Annotated in this window: 21 protein-coding genes, 2 pseudogenes and 1 CRISPR repeat array; of the genes and pseudogenes, 9 read left to right on the top strand and 14 right to left on the bottom strand. The window is 42.7% G+C overall.

Annotation, left to right across the window (positions count from 1 at the left end; translation table 11 throughout):
* Positions 1-19 precede the first annotated feature (19 nt).
* The gene (locus RMY27_RS32525) at positions 20-916 is read right to left on the bottom strand and encodes a phosphorylase (protein WP_322668937.1); all 897 of its coding nucleotides are present in this window, start codon (positions 914-916) and stop codon (positions 20-22) included.
* 319 nt (positions 917-1235) lie between these two features.
* On the opposite strand from RMY27_RS32525, the gene RMY27_RS32520 reads away from it, so the two are divergent.
* Complete coding sequence (locus RMY27_RS32520; RefSeq protein ID WP_322668934.1) at positions 1236-2498, top strand: HhoA/HhoB/HtrA family serine endopeptidase; 1263 nt, start codon at positions 1236-1238, stop codon at positions 2496-2498.
* A 451-nt stretch (positions 2499-2949) separates the two neighbouring features.
* Here the strand turns inward: RMY27_RS32520 and aroF are convergent, their stop codons facing one another.
* The 7 genes from aroF to ldpA form a co-directional block, all read right to left on the bottom strand.
* Positions 2950-4008 carry a 3-deoxy-7-phosphoheptulonate synthase gene (aroF, locus tag RMY27_RS32515; protein WP_322668933.1) on the bottom strand — a complete coding sequence of 353 codons (1059 nt, stop codon included), beginning with the start codon at positions 4006-4008 and terminating at the stop codon, positions 2950-2952.
* Between the two features lie 282 nt (positions 4009-4290).
* Positions 4291-4761 (bottom strand): PAM68 family protein, encoded by a 471-nt coding sequence (locus RMY27_RS32510; RefSeq protein ID WP_322668932.1) that lies wholly within the window; start codon positions 4759-4761, stop codon positions 4291-4293.
* Between the two features lie 11 nt (positions 4762-4772).
* Entirely contained in the window at positions 4773-5042 is a 270-nt protein-coding gene (gene rpsO, locus RMY27_RS32505) for a 30S ribosomal protein S15 (protein ID WP_041565894.1), read from the bottom strand.
* 222 nt (positions 5043-5264) lie between these two features.
* A CRISPR array of direct repeats spans positions 5265-6383; the repeat unit is 37 nt; unit sequence GTTTCAATCCCTAATAGGGATTTTAGTTGATTGCGAT.
* A 354-nt stretch (positions 6384-6737) separates the two neighbouring features.
* Positions 6738-7061 carry a hypothetical protein gene (locus tag RMY27_RS32500; protein WP_194046858.1) on the bottom strand — a complete coding sequence of 108 codons (324 nt, stop codon included), beginning with the start codon at positions 7059-7061 and terminating at the stop codon, positions 6738-6740.
* A 179-nt stretch (positions 7062-7240) separates the two neighbouring features.
* On the bottom strand, positions 7241-7420 hold the full coding sequence (locus RMY27_RS32495) for a chlorophyll a/b-binding protein (protein ID WP_099103697.1): 180 nt from the start codon (positions 7418-7420) through the stop codon (positions 7241-7243).
* 447 nt (positions 7421-7867) lie between these two features.
* A complete protein-coding gene (locus tag RMY27_RS32490) occupies positions 7868-9601 on the bottom strand; it encodes a R3H domain-containing nucleic acid-binding protein (RefSeq protein WP_322668931.1) in 1734 nt (577 codons plus the stop codon).
* A gap of 82 nt (positions 9602-9683) precedes the next feature.
* Positions 9684-10844: a circadian clock protein LdpA gene (gene ldpA, locus RMY27_RS32485; protein WP_322668930.1), complete on the bottom strand. Its 1161-nt coding sequence runs from the start codon at positions 10842-10844 to the stop codon at positions 9684-9686.
* 84 nt (positions 10845-10928) lie between these two features.
* Between ldpA and RMY27_RS32480 the strand changes: the two genes are divergently transcribed.
* Both RMY27_RS32480 and RMY27_RS32475 read left to right on the top strand, forming a co-directional pair.
* On the top strand, positions 10929-11105 hold the full coding sequence (locus tag RMY27_RS32480) for an ATP-binding protein (protein ID WP_322668929.1): 177 nt from the start codon (positions 10929-10931) through the stop codon (positions 11103-11105).
* A 170-nt stretch (positions 11106-11275) separates the two neighbouring features.
* A complete protein-coding gene (locus tag RMY27_RS32475; protein ID WP_322668928.1) occupies positions 11276-11635 on the top strand; it encodes a VOC family protein in 360 nt (119 codons plus the stop codon).
* A gap of 78 nt (positions 11636-11713) precedes the next feature.
* Here RMY27_RS32475 and RMY27_RS32470 read toward each other — a convergent pair whose 3' ends face one another.
* The 3 genes from RMY27_RS32470 to RMY27_RS32460 all read right to left on the bottom strand — a co-directional run bounded on the left by RMY27_RS32470 (position 11714) and on the right by RMY27_RS32460 (position 14871).
* A complete protein-coding gene (locus tag RMY27_RS32470) occupies positions 11714-12907 on the bottom strand; it encodes a Coenzyme F420 hydrogenase/dehydrogenase, beta subunit C-terminal domain (RefSeq protein WP_322668927.1) in 1194 nt (397 codons plus the stop codon).
* Positions 12908-13128: 221 nt separating this feature from the next.
* The gene (locus RMY27_RS32465) at positions 13129-14103 is read right to left on the bottom strand and encodes a DNA polymerase III subunit delta' (RefSeq protein ID WP_322668926.1); all 975 of its coding nucleotides are present in this window, start codon (positions 14101-14103) and stop codon (positions 13129-13131) included.
* Positions 14104-14457: 354 nt separating this feature from the next.
* Positions 14458-14871, bottom strand: coding sequence for a hypothetical protein (locus RMY27_RS32460; RefSeq protein WP_322668925.1), 414 nt, complete (start codon positions 14869-14871; stop codon positions 14458-14460).
* 307 nt (positions 14872-15178) lie between these two features.
* Here RMY27_RS32460 and RMY27_RS32455 point away from each other — a divergent pair.
* From RMY27_RS32455 to RMY27_RS32430, 6 genes and pseudogenes are all read left to right on the top strand, one after another.
* Positions 15179-15712: pseudogene (locus RMY27_RS32455) on the top strand (PadR family transcriptional regulator); the annotation flags it as partial.
* A gap of 126 nt (positions 15713-15838) precedes the next feature.
* Positions 15839-16696 (top strand): sugar kinase, encoded by an 858-nt coding sequence (locus RMY27_RS32450; protein ID WP_322668924.1) that lies wholly within the window; start codon positions 15839-15841, stop codon positions 16694-16696.
* Positions 16697-16802: 106 nt separating this feature from the next.
* Entirely contained in the window at positions 16803-17663 is an 861-nt protein-coding gene (locus tag RMY27_RS32445) for a 3'(2'),5'-bisphosphate nucleotidase CysQ (protein WP_322668923.1), read from the top strand.
* Between the two features lie 394 nt (positions 17664-18057).
* On the top strand, positions 18058-18372 hold the full coding sequence (locus tag RMY27_RS32440) for an RNA recognition motif domain-containing protein (protein WP_194047264.1): 315 nt from the start codon (positions 18058-18060) through the stop codon (positions 18370-18372).
* A 123-nt stretch (positions 18373-18495) separates the two neighbouring features.
* Complete coding sequence (rpsU, locus tag RMY27_RS32435) at positions 18496-18690, top strand: 30S ribosomal protein S21 (RefSeq protein WP_069073011.1); 195 nt, start codon at positions 18496-18498, stop codon at positions 18688-18690.
* 488 nt (positions 18691-19178) lie between these two features.
* Entirely contained in the window at positions 19179-19901 is a 723-nt protein-coding gene (locus tag RMY27_RS32430; protein WP_322668922.1) for a hypothetical protein, read from the top strand.
* Between the two features lie 45 nt (positions 19902-19946).
* Here the strand turns inward: RMY27_RS32430 and RMY27_RS32425 are convergent, their stop codons facing one another.
* From RMY27_RS32425 to RMY27_RS32415, 3 genes and pseudogenes are all read right to left on the bottom strand, one after another.
* Complete coding sequence (locus tag RMY27_RS32425; RefSeq protein ID WP_322668921.1) at positions 19947-20834, bottom strand: hypothetical protein; 888 nt, start codon at positions 20832-20834, stop codon at positions 19947-19949.
* Between the two features lie 47 nt (positions 20835-20881).
* Positions 20882-21391, bottom strand: a complete 510-nt coding sequence (locus tag RMY27_RS32420) for a hypothetical protein (protein WP_322668920.1) — start codon at positions 21389-21391, stop codon at positions 20882-20884.
* 265 nt (positions 21392-21656) lie between these two features.
* Positions 21657-21756 (bottom strand): annotated as a pseudogene (locus tag RMY27_RS32415) (photosystem II protein D1); the annotation flags it as partial.

Genomic DNA, 21756 nt, shown 5'->3' with positions numbered 1-21756 from the left:
GTATATCCCACGAACTCAATTAGGATATAGCAACATTTTTGAGGATAGTCATCGGCCCTTGGGTTTTGAGAATCTCCATTTCTGCTGCGTTTCGCACCAGCAGCGCACCAGCGAATCCTAATGAATTCACAGAGATAGATTGGAAATGCTCTTGCGATCGCGGTACGATTAACATCCATTCTCTTGTCGCTAGCAGATTGTAAGCACCAGATTGCTTTGCATCTAAACCTACAGCGTGACGCAAAGTGCGATAAATTTCCAGTGTTGCTTGGGCCCCTGCTAATGGCGATCGCACCCAATTAGAATTTAATGGTGCGAAAGCATGTACAAAAGGAAGTTTTGCTGAAGCTGCGTTCGAGTTTTCAAATTGTGCTGATGTTAGCAAAGCTTCAATTGGTATTTGCAGTCCTGAAGAGGCAAGTGGTAGGGGTACTAATTGTAAATGCTTGTGTCGCTGACTAGCACCTGCGGTTTTGCTACTGTTGTAAAATGCTAAACCATCGAAATCAGCTAAACACGCCCACATAGCCGTAAAATCTTCTAGGGTGAGTAAGCTTTCCTGTTCCTCGAAACTACGAGTGATGATTAGCAGATGATAATCTACAACATTGAATTTATTTAAAATACATACATGGGTATCGGAGATATCCGCCACAAATAAATCCTCTTCGTAGGGCAAAAAAGGATTAAACTCTTCACCAGAAGTAATAGATTGTTTTTCCTGTTTCTTCTTAGCTGCTTTTTTGCGATTCAGGTTAGACACAATCCGTACCAAAAAGCGCACGCCATCCTGTTCAACAAATTCAAATTCTGTCGGAATCGAAAGTAGCGCCCCGCATTGCAAAGCATATTCAGTTCGTTCTTTAACACTTGTGCATAAAGTGCCAGGTTTAAGTAAGATTTTCCCCTGTGCCATTTTTATTCCTTCAGGCATGATCAAGAGTGCTGAGTTCCAAGTGCTGAGTTTTGAGTTTAAAGACCGCCCACAAGGGGACTTGCTCAAACCCAAGTACATAAATACTGAGTAATTCTTAATTTACTCAGCACTCAGCACTTAGCACTCAGCACTAAGTTTGGTAAAGAGTACGCAGCGATGTACGTCTCTACGAATGACTATATTCCAATACGGTGCAATAAAATACCAAAGCTTTCACAACAATGCAATACCTTCGCAACAAAACTGTCACAAATAATATCTACATTAGTAATACATCTAAATATCCTTCCAGACAGCAATGCAAAACGAATCTCGCAACAGAGAACACCCATCAAATAGCATTTTACATAACACTGCTGATGCCAAATACCGTAATCAAGCACCCTGGAAAAAGGCTGCTGCCTCTCTATCGCTGGTGCTGCTGGGATCAGGTATGACATTGGCAGGCGGCTATATGGCTGGACACTCTCGGCAGGTGTCTGAGAGTGCATCTAATTTGGCAGTTAGTCGAGTAAATGCTGCTGCTCCATTGCCAGCCGCTACAGATCCTAACTTTGTGACACAGGTAGTGCAAAGGGTCGGGCCAGCAGTAGTACGGATTAACTCTTCCCGAACCGTCAGAACCCAGATACCAGATGAATTTAACGATCCGTTTTTTCGCCGCTTTTTTGGTTCCCAATTGCCACAATCAGGAGAAAGGGTAGAACGGGGTACTGGTTCAGGTTTTATCATCAGTGCCGATGGTCGGATTCTCACTAACGCCCATGTAGTAGATGGCGCTGATACGGTGACAGTAACACTCAAGGATGGGCGCACCTTGCAAGGTAAGGTGTTAGGAAAAGATGAATTAACCGATGTCGCTGTTATCAAAGTTCAAGCAGAGAATCTACCTTCAGTAGCCTTGGGTAACTCAGATCAACTGCAAGCGGGAGAATGGGCGATCGCGATCGGCAATCCCCTTGGACTAGATAATACAGTAACTACCGGAATCATTAGTGCCACTGGACGCAGTAGCAATCAAATCGGCGCTCCCGATAGGCGAGTAGAGTATATTCAAACCGACGCAGCAATTAACCCTGGTAACTCCGGCGGCCCCCTGCTAAATTCCCGTGGCCAGGTAATTGCCATGAATACAGCCATTATTCAAGGGGCACAAGGATTAGGCTTTGCTATTCCTATCAACACAGCACAACGCATTTCCAGTCAACTAATAGCTACAGGCAAAGTAGAACATCCTTACTTGGGAATTCAGATGGTAGGGTTAACACCTCAACTAAAACAAAATATCAACTCAGATCCCAATAGCGGTTTGAATGTAAATGAAGATAAAGGTGTATTAGTTGTAAAAGTTATACCAAATTCACCAGCTGCTAAAGCAGGGATACGTGCTGGTGATGTGATCCAAACGCTTGCAGGTCAATCAGTCACAGATGCCAGCAGTGTCCAAAGGGCAGTAGAAAATAGCCAAGTCGGAAGCGATTTACGTATGGAATTACGTCGCAATGGGCAGAGTATTAACATCGCTGTGCAACCTGGTGCTTTCCCCACTCAAGTGCAATAAAAGTTTTACTATCAATTGAATGAAAGTGAATTTTCTGGGATGGGTGTTTTACCCGTCCCTTTTTTTATAGTGGCAAAATTGAGTTGCAGTAACCATATTGCAGCCAGGTAAGCACTGCCACAAACTTGGGTGCAAACAAATCATGGTCGCCGCTGGATACCTGCTCGCTATTTATATAGATAAAAAGTCTTACAATTGCAAAAAATACTGCCAGCAATATTGATTGCACATTTCTTTTTCCATAGCTTTAGTTAGTGTTTAAAAACCCCCTTTAGAATATTTCTAAAGGGGCACAATTTCATTTTTACAATCAATAGGTAGGCATAATTAAAAATACAAAAAAATCCTAGTTTGTAGTGAGCGATTTATCGCTTCTTCGGATTTATCAGTACTAAAGTCCTGACTACAAACTTTAATTTATTTATGCCTAGCAATAAGTTGCAACTGAATTTCAAGCTAGAGCCACAGCTGGTTGCTGCCAGCGTCCCACCGCTTTACCAATTACTGCCAATTCTTGCATCAAGTTATCGAAACGATCTGGTGTTAAAGATTGGGGCCCATCGGATAAAGCTTTGGCAGGATTAGGGTGAACCTCTATCATCAGGGAATCTGTGCCAGCTGCGATCGCAGCCATTGCCATTGAAGGCACAAATTCAGACCAACCTACGCCGTGACTGGGGTCAATCATTATTGGCAGGTGAGTCAGTTTTCGCAACACGGGCACTACTGATAAATCCAGTGTATTTCGCGTATACTGACGGTCAAAGGTGCGTATTCCTCTTTCACACAAAATTACATTAGGATTACCAGATGCCAGAATATACTCGGCTGCCATCAACCAATCTTCAATAGTAGCTGCCATTCCCCGCTTCAACAGAACAGGTTTCGGCTGCGCTCCCACTTTTTTGAGCAAGGAGAAATTCTGCATATTTCTTGCCCCCACCTGAATCACGTCAGCAACTTCGGCAATTTTATCCAGGTCTACGGCATCCATCACTTCTGTAATAATACCTAGTCCACTGACTTCCCGCGCCTTCGCTAATAAATCCAAAGCACTCTCGCCGTGTCCTTGGAAGGCATAAGGTGAAGTCCGGGGTTTGTATGCCCCTCCGCGCAAAAATGCGGCTCCAGCAGCCTTGACGCGCCGCGCCGTCTCTACAATCATTTCTTCATTTTCTACGGAGCAGGGGCCAGCAACGACTACCAAAGGCTGATGTTCGCCAAATACCACCGCTCCACTGGGAGTATTAACCACGACATCTGACGCTTCGCCGTGGCGGTACTGACGGCTAGCTCGTTTGTAAGGCTGCTCTACCCGTAACACCTGCTCAATCCAGGGGCTAAGTTCCTGAATTTGTAGTGGGTCTAAGCTGGCGGTTTCACCTACTAGACCAATAACTACTTTGTGTTGACCTACAATTTTTTCTGGAGTTAGCCCCCAGCTACTAAGTTCCTCATCAATGCGGTTTATTTCCGCCTCTGGGGAACCACTTTTCATTACTATAATCATCTGAAAGTTCCTGATTAATTGAGTAAAATTTTCTGTGAATAGGCTAACTTTATTGTTGCCTATTGGCCTAATTACAAATAGTTAAAAATAAAATTTGTTTACAAAATAAACAGATAAAATGTAGCGCTCAGGCAGTATTTTTACCGCTAAATAACTAGATATGGGGTATAAAAAAGTTTGGATAATTTTAATTAGCAATGTTGAAGTGATAAAATTTCAACTTCAACATTCACTTTTTTATTTACCCAATATCACAGTTACTTAATACCTGAGCGCCGTTCATCATAAGTTTTTTTGCCGAGTTTCGCGCCAAGCTGCCACCATTCGTCCCAAATTGGTGTTGAACTCACCCAAACCCAGAAAACTTCCGACTTTTTCTTCATCCCAAGAGGCAGAGAGAACGCCATAAGTTATCCCTAAAACCCCCAAACCAAATAATCCCATGTTCACCAATAACACGGCGATGGGAGGTAGTCGGATATCAGAGTAGGCAGCAAGCAGATAGCTAGCAACCAAAGCGCTAATGCCCAAAGCTGTTGGTACACCAGAGAACCCAGCTACCCGTCGGATCATCCGTTGGCTGACTACTTGGGGAATTGCCATCTCTTGTTTGGTGTAAACCACTTTTTTATCAGCCTTTTTGACAGATTCTTGGGGCTGTGCTGCTGGTTTACTTTGAGCTTTTGCGGGTTTTTGGCGCTTTTTGTTCGGTTCAAAAGGCAAACGACTGCGTTCAGATTCTTCAGCAGACATAAGCGGTAGTCCTATCCACGAATACCGAGACGAGCAATCAAAGCTTGATATTTTTCCCGGCTTTCTTGCGATATATAAGCTAGAAGACGCTTGCGCTGACCGATTAGCTTTAACAGTCCCCGCCGGGAAGAATGGTCTTTTTTATTTGCCTGGAGATGTTCGCTGAGGCGGTTAATGCGCTCAGTTAGCATAGCGACTTGGACATCGGCCGAGCCAGTGTCAGTTTCGTGAACTTGGTAGTTGGAGATTATTTCTTGTTTCCGCAGTTGCGTGAGGGCCATGGTCGATTCGGTTTCTTGTTTTTCTAAAATGTATGCAGCAGTCTCCTATAATATCACAGCCCTCAAGCTGGATGTGGAATGACCCTTAAAGTAATTTTTGTAATTTTTAATACTATTTTCAGAGGCTAGCTCTAAGTATACTTCGTTCCAATTATCTGATATGGATATTGATTGCGATCGTATTGCACCATCAGGCGATCGCACCAAGACGATAGAAGAAAAGTTTCAATGCCTAATAGGGATTTTAGTTGATTGCGATGAATAGAAACAGGCTTACCAGAATCAGTAAATAAGTTTCAATCCCTAATAGGGATTTTAGTTGATTGCGATTTAATAGCTATTAACTTGAAAGCAAAAGAAGCGTTGTTTCAATCCCTAATAGGGATTTTAGTTGATTGCGATCTTTAACTTTTCTGCCTATTGTCCAAACTTCTTCATGTTTCAATCCCTAATAGGGATTTTAGTTGATTGCGATGAAAGCTCCGTTAATGTAGCTTGGGAATTGATTGTTTCAATCCCTAATAGGGATTTTAGTTGATTGCGATTAAGTTGCATAAAAAAACCGCCAAGTACTAGATCCGTTTCAATCCCTAATAGGGATTTTAGTTGATTGCGATAAGTTGCGATCGCGTTTTTCATGTCGTCTTCGCTGTTTCAATCCCTAATAGGGATTTTAGTTGATTGCGATCTGTACCAGTGCCAGCAAGAGGTGCTGAACCATAAGATAAGTTTCAATCCCTAATAGGGATTTTAGTTGATTGCGATGAAAGTAGCCGCTGCTCAACTTCCGCCTTCCACTGTTGTTTCAATCCCTAATAGGGATTTTAGTTGATTGCGATTTTATTCAAGGTTTATCCCAGTTTTGGGATAGTTCATGTTTCAATCCCTAATAGGGATTTTAGTTGATTGCGATGGAGTGATTCAGATAGGGATGGCGATGGTGTTCCCGTTTCAATCCCTAATAGGGATTTTAGTTGATTGCGATTTCACAAACACCCAGGAAAATTAATTACACGCGAGAAGTTTCAATCCCTAATAGGGATTTTAGTTGATTGCGATGTTAGGCATTTAAACAATGAAAGGTAATTTGTTGTTTCAATCCCTAATAGGGATTTTAGTTGATTGCGATTTAAGCTGGAGATGTGCATTATTTACTAATAAATGTTTCAATCCCTAATAGGGATTTTAGTTGATTGCGATCGACACGCCCGATTAAGGGAGTCGTGAGTGCATTGTGTTTCAATCCCTAATAGGGATTTTAGTTGATTGCGATCATGTAAAAACAATTGAGCATATTTAAAGCGGTTTCAATCCCTAATAGGGATTTTAGTTGATTGCGATTGCAGGCGTCTGAAAGCCTTGTGTTATTTGGTTTTCAAGGTTCAATAGCGCGAATGCAAAAATCGTAACATAAGGAGTGGCAATCGTGCTAACTGTAAATAGCTGAAAGTCAGTCTACATAAGGTGCGCGGATGGTTTCAAGATGCTATAGCCATCAAATCCTTGCATATAGGGCAATTCAGGCATTTTTGTGTTCCCCCTTCCCCAACACCTACCCATCCGCGCATTTAGCGAAAAAACTAATCCGATTGGAAAGCTGTTTCTGTTTACTTCATAGATATCTTACTCGATTAGGTTCGCTGACTTTCGGGTGATGCTTACGCCTACGCAATTCCAGCATTTCCATAACTAACCTTATTTGGCAACGTCTTCAAAATCTGTTATTGCATAAGCAAATTCTCTAAAAGCTGTTTTAATCAGAACCTCTTTTGTTCCTCTTTCCAGAGAAGAGTTGCGGATGAGGTCTGTTAATTCTATGAACAACAGAGAAAACATAAAACGATCTTGGCGGTCAACTTGTTTCAAGCAAGACGATATAAACTGATAAAGCTCTGTTTTTCTGGGTTTAGTTTGTTCATCCCATATTTGCAACCCAAGCCGAAAAGTTCTCAAGCGGATTTCATTGGTATTGAAGGACGCGTCTTTGTAGCGGACTGATACGCGTTGGGGTAGTTCCATGAGTTTTAGCTATACATATTCAATGTAAAGTAATTATTCACTTATATTTTGGCTTAACCGGAAAAATCTGATATTTTGCACCAATGGCAATAACCGCCAGATGTTAGAAACGAATGACTGGCGTAGAATATAGAGAATTTTGCAGGGTAGAACTGCTGTACTACCCTACGATCGCCAATTTAGAGGATACCCCAGAAATGGAGTAGCCCTTGACCAGAAAAAGCTTCAATTAAAATTGCAGAGACAAAACCAATCATTGCAAGACGACCATTCCAATTTTCACTCTGAGGAGTGAAGCCAAAACGCACAGCATTAGGATCTTCTGAAACAATAGACGCAGAATTCTTAAAATCTGACATGAGCATAACTCCAAAATTCAAGTGTTGTAGCAGTTATAACTGTCTGTAAAGTAATGTAACAGATGTTTAAAAAAATGCAAGATTGAGTGAATTAGGGCTTACTCACTCTTTACGAATTCTTTGTCTATGAGACGCTGCGTAATGTTGATGATAACAGCGAATTAGTGCGAGAAAATTGGACTATTAGCTTGAGTATAGATAATAATTTTGGCAATTTTTGATAGTTAAAGCGCTTTCCAAATCCATAAACTTTTCTCCTAAAAGGTTACGCTGTACACATAAGTTATCCGATTATCCAAAAGTCCTCCAAAACCTCACCCTGTCCTATCCTTAGTCAGGATAGGACAGGGTGAGGCTCAGGGGCTATCGTACAAGACTAACCGTAAATTACCTTGACAAAGGCTTGTGTGTACATCGTAAGTAAACTTTTTGGTAGAGTTATTAAAGTTACGCCGGATAAATCCGTAATCTTCTATTTGGTTCTTCGCCAAAACTATGCGACTTGAGGCGATAATGTTCTACCAACTCATGTTGCATTTTGCGGACTTGGGGAGAACGCGGCAATAACTCGACTGGCTGTCCTTTAGGAATCACAATTTGCTCAACGGCAAGTCTAGCTTCTTCTAAGGCATCCATCTCATCATCGCTACCATTGTGCAAAAACAATTGTAGTTCTCTATCATCCGCCATCTCTGGATCGTCGATATTCAGCAACCGGCGCAAACCACGGGTAATTTGGGGAATGGTGCTGGACTTAATTACGTGGATGGGTACATGACGGGCTTTGGCCATTTGGCGCAATTTAGCGTGGTTTTTGACGTGCGATCGCAGTGCTAAAATTGCATCAGCACTATCTATATCTTTTGTCAATACTACGGGCAAAGTTAGCACGCTAATCACCTGTTCCAGTTGGTGACGGCTAACGCCATAGGGGTAAACGTGCAATGGCAAATCTTCACCATTGGGCCCTGGCACTCTTGTAGCAACATCAAAATCAATGTTTTCAGAATAATTGAAAGATTCATCCAGCAAACGGTCAAACTCACTGCGCCCAGTTACCCGCTCTACAGGTAATTGGGGTAGTGCAACCATTTGTCCAGATGAACGCCAGCCATTAGACGGTCGCGCCGGTGGGAAAGAATCCTCTACTGTTCCTAGCTGTCCACCACGACCGTTGACAACAGCTAACTGACGTGTAACCGCAATTTTGCCGTGGTCATCAACGGTTCTCGTTTGTGGAGTAGGTTGACGCCCCCGCAAGAGATTATCTACGGTGTCAGCAACACTTTCGTGTACTGTCCAGCGTTGGCGTTCTAACATTTCTACCGCAATCTCAAAGGTAGGCGGGGCTTTCCGCTCCAAAACAGTCTTTTGAGAGCCTCGCCGTCTGGCTTCATCGTCTCCCAATGTCACAGCTTGGATACCCCCAACTAAATCAGCCAGGGTGGGGTTTTTGATCAGGTTTTCGATCTGATTTCCGTGGGCAGTACCTACCAACTGTACGCCCCGTTCTGCAATGGTACGAGCCGCTAAAGCTTCCAGTTCCGTACCAATTTCATCAATGACAATGACTTCTGGCATGTGGTTTTCCACTGCCTCAATCATCACCTGATGCTGTTCGTTTGGATGAGCCACTTGCATCCGTCGAGCGCGACCAATAGCGGGGTGAGCAACATCACCATCCCCAGCGATTTCATTGGAGGTGTCAATAATCACCACTCGCTTATGCAGATCGTCCGCTAAAACACGGGCTATTTCCCGTAAGGCGGTAGTTTTGCCCACGCCTGGACGCCCCAGCATGAGAATCGATTTACCAGTTTCTACCAAATCGCGGATCATGCCAATGGTTCCGAATACCGCCCGACCAACGCGACAGGTCAAGCCAATAATCTTACCAGTGCGGTTGCGAATGGCGCTGATCCGATGCAAAGTTTGCTCAATTCCTGCCCGATTATCTCCGCCAAAGATTCCGACTCGTTGAATGCAATCATCTATTTGTTCTTGAGTAACGGGTACTTCGCTCAAATACTCAGCTTGATTAGGAAAGCGAGCCTCTGGGCGACGACCCAAATCCAAGACCACTTCTACTAAACTATCTCGTTTGGGATGACTCTCTAGTACTTGTTGCAGGTCTTGGGGCAAAATGTCTAATAACTTTTGGAGATCGTCTGTAATCGTCATGCTTTCTATGGTGACGTTTTTAGAGATAGCGAGGACATTTGCGTGCAGGAGAACCCGCTCTGGGAATTTTCCGAACGAGCGATTAACGCTCCTGCTGTGACTTGATCTGGGAAACGAGAGAATGGGCAAGTTCTACAGCTTGCCAAAGCAATACTTCATCTTCTTCTAGGCGAACAGTCGCCTTCATATTGGTGTTACTTACCTCCTTATTCTCTAACTGTTCGAGAATTGGTGACAGCAGTACGCGGGCGTAGCTACCGTAGGCGACCCCGGCGATGTGGGAGTGCTGAGTGCTGGGTGCTGAGTGCTGAGTAATACAGTCTTTATCAGCACTCATAACTCGGAACTCAGCACTGTTTAACAGTTCCATTGCCTTTAACTTAGCAATGGTATACTTATTTGTGCCGCCTGCTAACTGCACATATCCCGGTAACTTAGCTGCCAAAACTTTTTGCCCTAATTTCACCGCAGCTATTGTGGTGCCATCGCCAATATCACCACTCATCGGACGGCCGTCGGTTTGCCAAATTAAAGCACTCTTGAGTGGGGCAATCAGGTCATATATTGCTCTTAAGTAGTCAGTCATCCCCTCGCCATCGGGACAGCTGATAGCTAGTACTTTTAATTCATCGCCCCACGGTGAAATTGCCTGCCATAATTGCTCAAATTCTGCCAAACGCCCGACTTTCGTATGGATTTCTACGGCATCTACTCCCGTTGACATTACCAATGGCGCGATCGCTCCCGGCGTTGACATATATGAACTTGTATTAATTATATCGTATGGACAAACTGGTATACAACGACCGCAGCCATAGCACTTTTGCGATATTACTCCCGAAAAGTCTTCTTTTGGATTGTCAAACACAATCGCTTGTGCCGGACAAATCCGTTCACAGGGTCTAGGGCAGTCTGTAGGACACTCATGAGGATTAAATTCTGCTTTGCGAAAATGGGGGTCTTCTCCATCGTTTAGGCTGACCATCAAAAAGGGTAAATTGCCTTTGTAGTCAAAGCCTCGCTTTTGGGCATCCTTAGCCAGAGATTTGGCTGCTTGTAGCCCTGACTGCGCTGCTGCAATTACTGCTGGATCAGCTGCAACATCTATGCAGTCAGCGCCCGCCAAAGTATAGGCTAACGTTAAACTTCTGACTGCCGGCAAATGCTGGAAACTGGCTCCGCAGATCAGCTTGAACCAGTCACCTTGTTTGAGAGATTGTAAAGGTACGAACAGATCAGTCACTATTCTATTATGCGTTTATGCGACTAAAAATAGTAGTCTGCGATCGAGAAAAAGTCCGAATTTGCTGATTTAGGGTTTATCGAATTGGGCATACAAGCTTGTCATCGAATTTTTGAGTCGTTCTACCGGATTCTTGAAAGCGATGCCTACGGCAACCCGAAACGGGAACGCTGGCAACAGAGCAGCACAGGATTAGGTTTAACATTGGTTAAGAAGTTAGTAGAATATGTCCAAGGCAGAATTGAAGTTACCAGCTCTTAGGGCTGGACAAAATTTACAGTTCAGCGGCCTTTGAATTTGTGATGGTATTTGTCCTTTGTCATTTGTCATTAAGCGTTGGTTATTAATTCTTCTCCTCTTGTCTTTCTCACTCACCGAAAGAGTTCAAACTACGCCAAAATTTAAATAAACGCGATCGCATCTTACCGACAATGCAGATTACCCAAAGTCTTCATACCGCGATTCTTGTGACTGACTTAGAACGCTCGGAACATTTTTATGGCAAAGTATTGGGATTATCCAAAATAGATCGTTCTCTAAACTACCCTGGTGCATGGTATCAAGTCGGTGACTATCAAATTCACCTAATAGTTGCAACCACTGTCCCCACGGAAAACCCAAACGAAAAATGGGGACGTAATCCCCACGTTGCCTTCACAGTCGCTGACTTAGACGCCGCCAAACAGGAATTTCTCAATCATAATTATCCCATTCAAGCCAGCGCCTCCGGTCGCCCTGCCCTCTTCACTCAAGATCCTGATGGGAATATTATCGAGTTGAGTCAGCAATGAGGGGGAGCAGGAGAGCAGAAAAGAAGCAGCAGTAAGTCTTTCCCCTCTGCTCCTCTGCTCCTCTGCCCCCTGCCTCTTCTATTCTGGTAATTTATATTGCCCAACAATACGCTTGGCAAACTCTGGAACATGTGCGTCTAATTTCTCTGGATGATTACGCTTCACATATAAATAATTCCGAGTAAAGTGAGAATCAATGGAAAATCGCGCATATTCTAGACCTTTGGGGCCGATTTTTTCGATTACCACACCCATCAGTTTTGCTGCCCACATCGGTAGAGTAACGCCTTTATCGTAAGCGGGAATGCTTTGTTGTACAGCTTCTTTCCGGTTGCCTTTAGACGTTACTGGTTGGGTATCTAACTGGTCTTTCACTAAATCCAGCATTTCCTTACCAGTGTCATTTCTAACTACAATCCATTGCCAACCGAAGGGTGCGCCCATGTAACCAACAACTAAGTCGGCTAGGGAGTTGACGTAATCAAAGCAACTCATACAGGATGGGGCAAAGACATCTTTGAGTTTGTTGGTCTTCAAGCCAAAGAAAGGCACTGTTTCTGATGAGCCATCTTCATGTTTGAAGTGAACCCGGAAGTCTTGCATGAATTCGTAATGCACAACTGTGTCAGGCGAGCGGCTGGTGGTTTCTAAGAATTTTTGCAGTCCGGCGCGGTTAACATTATCTACGCAGGGCGTACCTAAAATATACAGCTTTTCTAAACCAAGTTGTTTTTCTACGGCTCGTAATGCCTGAATTTGGCAACCAACACCAATTACCAACAGTCGCTTCATTCCCGATTTTTCCACCTGTTCTAATATGGAAAGGTTCGGAGAAAGTGTTGGTTTATTGACCCGTGCTGCTAGTATTTCTTCTGGGGTACGGGCGATGACAGGCATGGGTTGAAAGCGGTCTTCTTTAGTGTTTTGCACGCAGACTACACCTTCAACTAAGCCGCGATTCAGCATTTCAATGGCAATGCTGCTCACAATACCCGTCCATTGTGCGCCTTCGATGGGCTGCTGTTTCTTCGCCGCTATCATGTCTTGATGAACGCCAAAGTAGAGTTCATCGGGGTTTTCAAGATGGCGCGATCGCGTGTGTGTTTCTTCTTCAAGTTCGCCTATTTGCTGATTAATAAAAGCGCAAGCTTCCTTGACATAGTGAATATAATATGTATCGCATAGTCCGCACTCGCTACAGAGTTCTTTGGCTGGGCGGCGGCTAGTAGGTTTTAAGGCTCTGGCTTTTTTGTGAGGAGAAACTGAGGTCATATAAACTTTTTGTTTTATCCAGGAATCGCTTTTATTACAATACCTTCACTCGCTATGAACTTGACGATAGAGGATGAACAAGACATTGTAATGTTTTGAAACGCAGAGGGACGCAAAGTAAACGCAAAGTAACGCAGAGTTTTTACCTAATTTATTTTGCTACGAATTAATTAAATATTGTACTGAGGCTTTGATGAGGAACTATAGAAATACAATCGCACTCAGCGATGAGTAGAAGAAATAGAATTTGATTTTTGATACACAGATAAAAGCAGACATTCCCAAACTAGCCGTGGTTGAGCGTAAGAAAGCAAGTGTTTTCGAGATTGTTCGAGCTGGTTAATGATACTAGGTTGATGCCACTGCTGCCAGTAAAATTGCTGAAGATAATCAACCAACCACAGTTGTGCTTCTGTATCTAAATCCTTATCAATTTTTTTGGCTAACTCTAAGGCATTACGGTAAGATTTAGGCGCTTTTTTCAAGTCTTCGAGTAACTCATCAGGAATAGCTTGTAATTGCTCATAAGATGCGATCGCACTTCCAGCACTACCAGCTGCTATGCTCAATACTGCCTGATTTGACAAAATTTCCTGATGACCTGTTTGTGTGAGTACAACAGCCAAGGACTGTGTATCTAAGCGATAAAAAGGAATGCGTTGGCAGCGTGATACCAAAGTCGGCAACACAGACTCAGGTGTAGGTGCAATTAAAATTAATGTCGCTTGTCCCGGTTCTTCCAAAGTTTTAAGTAAAGCATTGGCTGCGGCTTCTGCCATTGTTTGAGCTTCTTCTAGCACTACCACATTTCTCGGTGCTTCCAAAGGCGGACGACCTAAAAACTCGGTAATTTCCCGAATTTGCTCTAGTCTAATTACAGGCGGTGCTTTACGCTTTAGTCCTTTTTCAGCTGCTTCTGCTGCTGTTAATCGTTGTCCCTGGTATTGGTACGTTGGTTGCACCCACAATAAAGCTGGGTGGTTCCCTTGACGCAAACGGTTTTGTAAAGATGCAGTAACTCCCATGTCACTAGAAAATAGCAATTCCACAAAACACCTGGCTGCTAAACTCCTGCCTACACCATCTGGCCCCACAAATAAGTAAGCTGGAGGAACCCGGTTTTGTCTGACAGCCTGAGTAAGTAATTCTATAGCTTGCTGTTGTCCGATAACTGGTGCAAATGGATCATTGGTCATTAGTTAGGAGTTAAGAATAAGGAGTTATTATTTTCCATTTGCCTCCCTATGCTGAGAGGATTCTTACTTTTGTACTCAGCACTGTTTGGGTAAATTAGCGATCGCCTAAAAATATCTTACCTTTAGGGACTTCCAGTTAAAAAAGCGGCGTTGCTGAATCAAGGGATGATTTTTGTAGAATGGGCGTCTCGCCATTGGTGTCAAATTAACGTGAAAGCCAGCCTAGAACCAGCTTTTAAATATTGTCTCCTTGTCTCGTTTCCAGCCTCTGGGCTGGAAACGAGATTTGAAAAGGCTTTTAGCTTAAGTTGACACCAGTGATCTGTGCGTCCCTACTACAAATAATTTGGGATATTAAACCTTAGCTGTGAGAAATCTGGATATATCCGCATGTGCCAAAATAGCACCAGGTTCACGCTGGAGAGCGTTGTAGTACTTTCTCTCAAAGGTATTACCAGTCTCTAGCGGTACAATGAGTGTACGGACATCAGCAATCAATTTTTGGAAATCGTCCAGCAATATCGGTTCATCTGCTTGGAGCATTTCATCAACTTGCACAACCATCTCAGAAATGCGATGTAGCCAAGCAAATTGTTCGTGAGCAATGACTAGTTGAAGAAGTTCTGCACTTGATACTCGTCCACTAATCTGTTCGTAGGCAATACGTTCTGTCTCCAGCAACATCTTATGAAGGTGGAGTAATTTGTTTCGTAAATCACGCAGATATTGATGCTGACGTATTCTTTGGGTAAGTGTGTTAGAAGTCAATGTTACTTATCCTCTCGTTACAATAGTCTTCAATGGCTTAAATAATTTCATTAGGATTGGGGTGACAGGTAACAGGTGATAGGAATCTGTACGCTGTTACCTTTAACCTATTCCCTTCTTCTTCCCCATGACCTTGTGAATGGAGTTGTTTATCTATTTGGTTTCCTTGCTAAGAAGCACTATAATAAGTATATCTTTTATAAACGTCATATCTTATATTTGATTAATCATATATTAACATAAAATTATAAGAACTACATAGTGTAGAACCGAGCGAGAAAATATCAATTATGGGAAAACCATCTTCATGTCGCTAGCAAATGTAATTTTAGGTCTTCTTCAGCAGCAAGAAATGACGGGCTACGACCTCAAAACGAGCTGCTTTGATCAATGCATCGCCCATCTATGGCCAGCAGATCAGGCACAAATTTACAGAACTCTCGATAAGCTAGTTGAGCAAGGCTGGATTACCTGTAACATTGAGATTCAACACGATCGCCCCAACCGCAAAGTCTACAGTGTGACGGAGCCAGGGAAAGCCGAATTCAGGCGATGGCTAGGGATTCATCAGCCCTTACCGACTATCAGAGAACCTTTACTCGTCCAATTGCATTTTGCAGATCAGTTGTCCAATGAAACCATCATTCACCTACTGGAGCAACAATTGGTGGCTCGAAGCAAAAAGCTGGCTGAATGTGAAAGCATCGATTTGCCATCGCTGGGTGATGAATCTGCCAACCGCAAGCAGGTAATGCAAAGGCTGGTGCTGGAGTTGGTAATCCGAAGAGAAGAGACTTATATTAATTGGTTGAAGACAGCGATTGATGTTATCAGTCGCCAAGAGCCATATCCATTTACCAAGAAAGAATTCAGGAGTCAGGAAGTCACTGAGCGACTTGCCTTGAGCGAAGTCGAAAGGAGTCGAAGTGAGCCAGAACTCAGAATTGAATTTTGAACAAAAGAGCAGATGAATCGTGGATTATTTGTAGGTTTAGCAACTTTAGATTTGATTTATCTTGCTGACTCTGCCCCTAAGAATAATCAGAAAATTGTCGCTACTGACCATACTCTAGCGGCAGGGGGACCAGCAACAAATGCGGCTGTAACTTTTAATTATTTAGGAAATCAGGCTACTGTCTTAGGTGTAGTAGGTTCTCACCCAATGACGCAGCTAATTCGAGATGACTTGGCAAATTACAAAGTTGCGATCGCAGACCTTAAGCCTAGCACTGATTTAGTACCGCCTGTATCTTCGATTATTGTTACTCAAGTCACAGGTGAACGCGCTGTGGTTTCGATCAATGCTGTAAAAACTCAAGCTAGCAGCGCATCTATCCCGCCAGATATTTTGCAGAATGTCGATATCGTACTGATTGATGGACATCAGATGGTGGTTGGTGATTCCATAGCCCAAATGGCTAAGACCAATAATATCCCAGTGGTAATTGATGGTGGTAGTTGGAAGCGTGGATTTGAGCAAATTCTACCGTTTGTGGATTATGCTATCTGTTCAGCTAATTTTTATCCCCCCAACTGCCAGACTGGAGAAGATGTATTTAGCTATCTCAGTGGATTTCATATTCCTCACATCGCCATTACCCACGGACAAGAACCAATTGAATACTTGAGTGGCACTAAAACTGGTATCGTAGATGTGCCGCAGATTCAAGCAGTTGATACATTAGGGGCTGGAGATATTTTTCACGGTGCTTTCTGTCATTACATTTTAAGGGAAAGCTTTACTGATGCACTAACACTGGCAGCTAATATTGCTGCTGATTCCTGTAAACTTTTTGGTACTCGGCGCTGGATGGATTTAAGATAATTCGTAATACTTCGGCTACGCTCAGTACAAGTTCGTAATTAGTTAAACTAAGTATCGCTGTGCCGTCCCTAATCACGTTATGCATATTTTTAGATAGGCCAAATTAATGAAAGATTTACAAGAAATATTAGCGATCGCTCGTGAGATAGGTTGGGGCGCAGCAGATATACTGCGATCGTATTACGACGGCACAGCAAAAGACCCTAACTTAGAAATTCAATATAAGCAGAATGAGCCTGTCACTGTTGCTGATGTAGCTGTGAGTCAATACATTTTGCAGAGGCTACAAGCAACTTTGGGTAACGAAGATTTTGCTTACATCAGCGAAGAAACTTATCAATCGTCAAGTAGTGGTAGACAGGCTTCTGCCTCTTGGGTATGGATAATTGACCCCTTGGATGGCACGCGAGATTTTATCGAAAAAACTGGCGATTATGCAGTTCACATTGCTTTAGTCAAAGAAACACGCCCAGTGTTGGCAGTGGTGGCAGTACCAGAGGCTCAAAAGTTATATTACGCTACCAAAGGCGGGGGTACATTTGTAGAAACTTGTGACGGATCTGTTCCTTTACAAGTGTCGTCAGGTAAACGAATTGAAGATTTAACCTTAGTCGTTAGTCGCTCTCACCGCAACCAACGCTTAGATTATTTACTACAAAACTTACCCTGTCAAAATCAGAAATCTGTGGGTAGTGTAGGCTGCAAAATCGCCACCATTGTCGAGCAACAGGCAGATATCTACATTTCCCTTTCCGGCAAGTCTGCGCCCAAAGATTGGGATATAGCAGCCCCAGAGCTTATTTTAACAGAAGCTGGTGGCAAATTTACTCATTTCGATGGCACGCCGTTGCAGTATAACACTGGTGATATCAATCAATGGGGAGGTTTGCTAGCTAGTAATGCTGAATATCACGAAGTATTGTGTAACAAAGCAGAAGGGATTTTAGCGCAGTTTGACCATAGCTAATAATGCATTTGAGAATGAATGTTTTTGAAATTTCTTTTAAGATAGTTAATCATGGTATGATTAGCACTACCACCAATAATAATCTTTACTCTTTAGTCCACAGCTGAATTTTCAAAACACTAAATACCTGGGCGATCGCGAGTTAATTACGATTTCCTATTAAAAGTGTAACTTTTATAGTACAAGCAACAAAAGCCAGTCTTTAGAAAGTCTGCAAACCGTCCTTAAAGGTTTGATTTGTGAATAAAATTCACTACCAGACAATATTCAAAGGCTGAATGCTGTGCTACACTCATGGACATAAAGATTATTTTCGGTTGAGTAACTCGTTTTGATTTCTAAAAACCGTCTCTCCGAATTTAACTCTCTACACTCCCTGAATTCGGAGATTTCTATGTCAATTTACGTCGGAAACCTGTCCTATCAGGTTACAGAAGAGGACCTAAAGCAGGCTTTTGCAGAATACGGAACAGTAAATCGTGTTCAACTACCCACAGATCGGGAAACAGGACGGCCTCGTGGGTTCGCTTTTGTGGAAATGGAATCAGACACACAAGAACAAGCTGCCATTGATGCACTTGATGGTGCTGAATGGATGGGACGTGATTTGAAAGTGAACAAAGCTAAACCTCGTGAGGAAAGAAGTAACTCCTCTCGTGGTAGCTGGGGTGGCGGTAATAATGCCCGCCGCAACAATAATCGCTACTAAGTAGATTCCTGAAAATTTCACATTTAGAGTCTCCAGCAGATAAAGCCAAAGGCTCCATTCTGCTGGAATATTTTATTTGGTATCTAGTCTTGAACTATTCATCCAGATTAAGGAGGAATGAGAATGACACAAGTAGTTTTGGGAGAGAATGAAGGTATCGAATCAGCTTTGAGAAGATTTAAACGGGAAGTTTCTAAAGCAGGAATTTTCCAAGATATGAGAAAAAAGCGTCACTTTGAGACGCCGATAGAAAAAGAGAAGCGTAAAGCAATTGCTAGGCACAAACAACGTCGTCAACAACGTTCTCGCTTCAATTAAAAGTCCCAGCAAATTTGCCCTTCGATTTGACATCTAGCCAGCATCTCTTCATTGTTACCATACCTCCGGCAAGCCACAAGTAATTAGGCACACATCAATTAATAAACAAGCTGTTCGTAGTAGGGCTGTACCGTTTTTTAGCGCTACTAAGTGTATATATTTCAATTGCGTGAACTAAGTAGGCATAATTCAACATACAATAAAATCCTAGTTTGTAGTGAGCGATTCATCGCTCATAGCAAGGTGTATTAGGACTAAAGTCCTTACTACAAACTTTAATTTATTTATACATAGCTACTTAGAGCATTTCGTAGAGACGCACAGCTAGCTATGCGCTCCTAATTTATACCTGATTCTACAAAGAAGCGCTATAGTTTGTTGAGTTCCATTTGCGGAACTTGCAGCAATATAAATGTATTCTTCCTCTGTATCCGTAAAGTATTGTAAATATCGTTAGTCTGCAATCCCTGGCTCTGGATTTTGAAAAAATGTTACGACTTTATCATTTATTACTAGGCTCTATTTTGCTGGTATTAATACCAGTAGGAGCCAAATTTGTTCTACCCCAATTTTCTCCACCCAAAGTAGAAAAACCTCCTACCGTTGCGAAACTTCCCAACTCTAATCAGGAAAATATCTGGCAGAAAATCCTGGGAAGTACTGCTGCTCCAACTAACTGGCAAATTTATCCCTGTGAAGGAAATGCACCCCTGTTGTGTGTCTCCTCCAAAGGAAAACGTTTGGGTACAGTTGAGATTAACATTTACCCACTAGCAAACAATGAGGATTTCCGAAAGAAACTCTTAGCAGCAGGTATTCCAACTGCTTCTTTAGTAGACTACCAAAGTCCCAAGTACCAAACCCAGTTATTACCAGTACTTAAAACTTGGGTTGTAGACCACTACGCTGCGTTAGCCAAAGATCGCCAGGGTGAATATGGAAAAGAGATTATTTTCTCAGCCTACCCACCGCAACCAGTACCCATTGGTAAGCTTCAGGGAATCCGTTATGGGTTCGCCGGACTTAAGCGACAAGGTGGAGTACAAGAGCAACATATCGGTCATGTTGCCTTTGATGGTACTAAACTTTACGTAATGACTACTGCATTTGACACAGGTACGCAAACAGGTAAGTTTGATAAACTAGAGAACTTGGCTATTTTTCAACCTTACTTATATGCGATCGCAGCAGAATTGCATTTACCCCAATAGGAATTGGAGATTGGGAAGTCTTCCCAGTCCCCACTTCCCATCAACCTAAATCTCAGCCACCGCGCGTTCAATCAAGCGATGTGCTAAAGTTTGCGTGCCAGTGTGCTCATAATAATTTGTTGCTACATCCAGGAATGCTGCGAGGTAGTCCAACTTGTCATCAGCAATATCGGTAAAACTTTGCAAGTTGTGGACAACCTTTTGCGGCGTTAAATTATTGGCACTAACTAACCCACTCATCCAACCTTTAACTGAGTCAAAGCTTTCGCCGATAAAGTTGAGTTTACTACCAGCATTGTTACCTGGAATCACATCTTTGATGTTTTGGAAAGTCGAGTTTTGTTCTAACTCCTGTGGATTTGTTTGATTTAGCCCAGATATCGCTTTGCTGATAAAATCTGGGCCCAAAGGTATCAAACCATCAACGCAAACTAATGCCACCATACGGATCAGCGACTCTCCACTATACTCACCTAAAGAGGCGACAAAATCCCCAATACTATCTCCCGGAATCCCATTAATTTGACAAAAGGCTACCAACTCAGCCACTAATTTTAATGTCAAATCAATGGTTTGGGCTTTATCTGGCTTGGGAGTGACAGAGTTTAAAAAACCCAACAAAGGAATTTTTTCGCCGACTTTGTTAGCTAAGGCTGCTGCACCAAGCGCTTTATCTGTAGCATCAACGGTTTGATATAACCACAAGGCTGTTTGGTATCCTTGGGATTTATCGTTGAATAGATAAATCGCTCTTTCGCCAATTTGCTGAATTAAATCTTCGTCGTCTTCCCCTGTGACAGTCTTAATGGTGTTGACAAAGCCAACGGTATTTTGCCACTCTCCAGGAGCAACAAAATCGAGGGATTTCAACATAGAAACAGTCAAGCCGCCAGTTGGCAATTGATCGACCAACTCAACAATCGATTTGCTCACAAAAATCTCCTATTTAGGTTTTATTATCTGAATGTTAGTAGTGCAAATCATTTCAGTCTAGCTAGACCATTAAGATTAAACTTCTCTAGCCAATCTTCGCGATCGCTAGCTTTAAATGACTGATCGCGAGAAAGTGCTTTTACTTGGTACTTACCTACCAAAATTGCAGTTTGCGTCTTACCAACTTCCACTGCTGGATAACCGCCAATTTTTTTAGTACTCTTCGAGAACTTTGCTGCTGCATCAGGTGTACTGGTGGTATCAGAAATAGACAGCAATGCAACTTCTTTACCGCCTTTTTTCAACTTCAAATTGGCAAAGCCTTTTTTCTCTTGGGTATATACGCCCTGGTAGCCATCACTAGCTTTTGGAAAAAATTTATTAAATTCGCTACCCTGAGTTGCAGTTTTAGCCACTGCAAGACCCTTTCTCTGTTGAGTGCTTTCTTTTTGCGCTTGGTCAAAACGTCCAGGTGTTTTTGGACTACAGGCTGTTGTCAGTAGTACCACTGACAGCAACAAAGCAGCTACTACTCTATGTCCACGGTGTAAAATCATTCTTGGCTTTTCCTTATAGTTGAGCTTTGAGGCAATTATCTGCGCTGCTAGCAATTATTACCCGTAAAATTTACTTTTTGATAATTATTGCCTAAGTTCTCAACTATAGCGGTGTAGTTTTGATGTAACACCCATCATTTTGCACTTCAAAAAAATTCCAGTGCCATACTCAACGTAGTAATTAAGCCAATGCAAAAACGCCCCCCCTTTCGGGAGAGCGTCTTTTACTTATAAATCAGCGTGAAGAACGTATCTCAGATTATGATTAACCGTTGATAGCAGGAGCGGAAAGAGCAACAGGAGCAGAATTGCCAGCAGCCAAATCGAGAGGGAAGTTGTGAGCGTTACGCTCGTGCATTACTTCC

It is taken from the genome of Nostoc sp. DedQUE09 (assembly GCF_034530915.1).
Classification (GTDB): Bacteria; Cyanobacteriota; Cyanobacteriia; order Cyanobacteriales; family Nostocaceae; genus Nostoc.
The sequence above is the reverse complement of the archived record's forward strand: the minus strand, read 5'-3'. Positions and strand labels throughout refer to the sequence as shown.

Coding starts and splice junctions, on each gene's coding strand:
- RMY27_RS32420 (WP_322668920.1), bottom strand. CDS start 21,391: ATGATTTTACACCGTGGACATAGAGTAGTAGCTGCTTTGTTGCTGTCA.
- RMY27_RS32510 (WP_322668932.1), bottom strand. CDS start 4,761: ATGTCTGCTGAAGAATCTGAACGCAGTCGTTTGCCTTTTGAACCGAAC.
- aroF (WP_322668933.1), bottom strand. CDS start 4,008: ATGATTATAGTAATGAAAAGTGGTTCCCCAGAGGCGGAAATAAACCGC.
- RMY27_RS32525 (WP_322668937.1), bottom strand. CDS start 916: ATGGCACAGGGGAAAATCTTACTTAAACCTGGCACTTTATGCACAAGT.
- rpsO (WP_041565894.1), bottom strand. CDS start 5,042: ATGGCCCTCACGCAACTGCGGAAACAAGAAATAATCTCCAACTACCAA.
- rpsU (WP_069073011.1), top strand. CDS start 18,496: ATGACACAAGTAGTTTTGGGAGAGAATGAAGGTATCGAATCAGCTTTG.
- RMY27_RS32500 (WP_194046858.1), bottom strand. CDS start 7,061: ATGGAACTACCCCAACGCGTATCAGTCCGCTACAAAGACGCGTCCTTC.
- RMY27_RS32470 (WP_322668927.1), bottom strand. CDS start 12,907: ATGACCTCAGTTTCTCCTCACAAAAAAGCCAGAGCCTTAAAACCTACT.
- RMY27_RS32495 (WP_099103697.1), bottom strand. CDS start 7,420: ATGTCAGATTTTAAGAATTCTGCGTCTATTGTTTCAGAAGATCCTAAT.
- RMY27_RS32440 (WP_194047264.1), top strand. CDS start 18,058: ATGTCAATTTACGTCGGAAACCTGTCCTATCAGGTTACAGAAGAGGAC.
- RMY27_RS32445 (WP_322668923.1), top strand. CDS start 16,803: ATGAAAGATTTACAAGAAATATTAGCGATCGCTCGTGAGATAGGTTGG.
- RMY27_RS32490 (WP_322668931.1), bottom strand. CDS start 9,601: ATGACGATTACAGACGATCTCCAAAAGTTATTAGACATTTTGCCCCAA.
- RMY27_RS32450 (WP_322668924.1), top strand. CDS start 15,839: ATGAATCGTGGATTATTTGTAGGTTTAGCAACTTTAGATTTGATTTAT.
- RMY27_RS32465 (WP_322668926.1), bottom strand. CDS start 14,103: ATGACCAATGATCCATTTGCACCAGTTATCGGACAACAGCAAGCTATA.
- RMY27_RS32475 (WP_322668928.1), top strand. CDS start 11,276: ATGCAGATTACCCAAAGTCTTCATACCGCGATTCTTGTGACTGACTTA.
- RMY27_RS32430 (WP_322668922.1), top strand. CDS start 19,179: ATGTTACGACTTTATCATTTATTACTAGGCTCTATTTTGCTGGTATTA.
- RMY27_RS32520 (WP_322668934.1), top strand. CDS start 1,236: ATGCAAAACGAATCTCGCAACAGAGAACACCCATCAAATAGCATTTTA.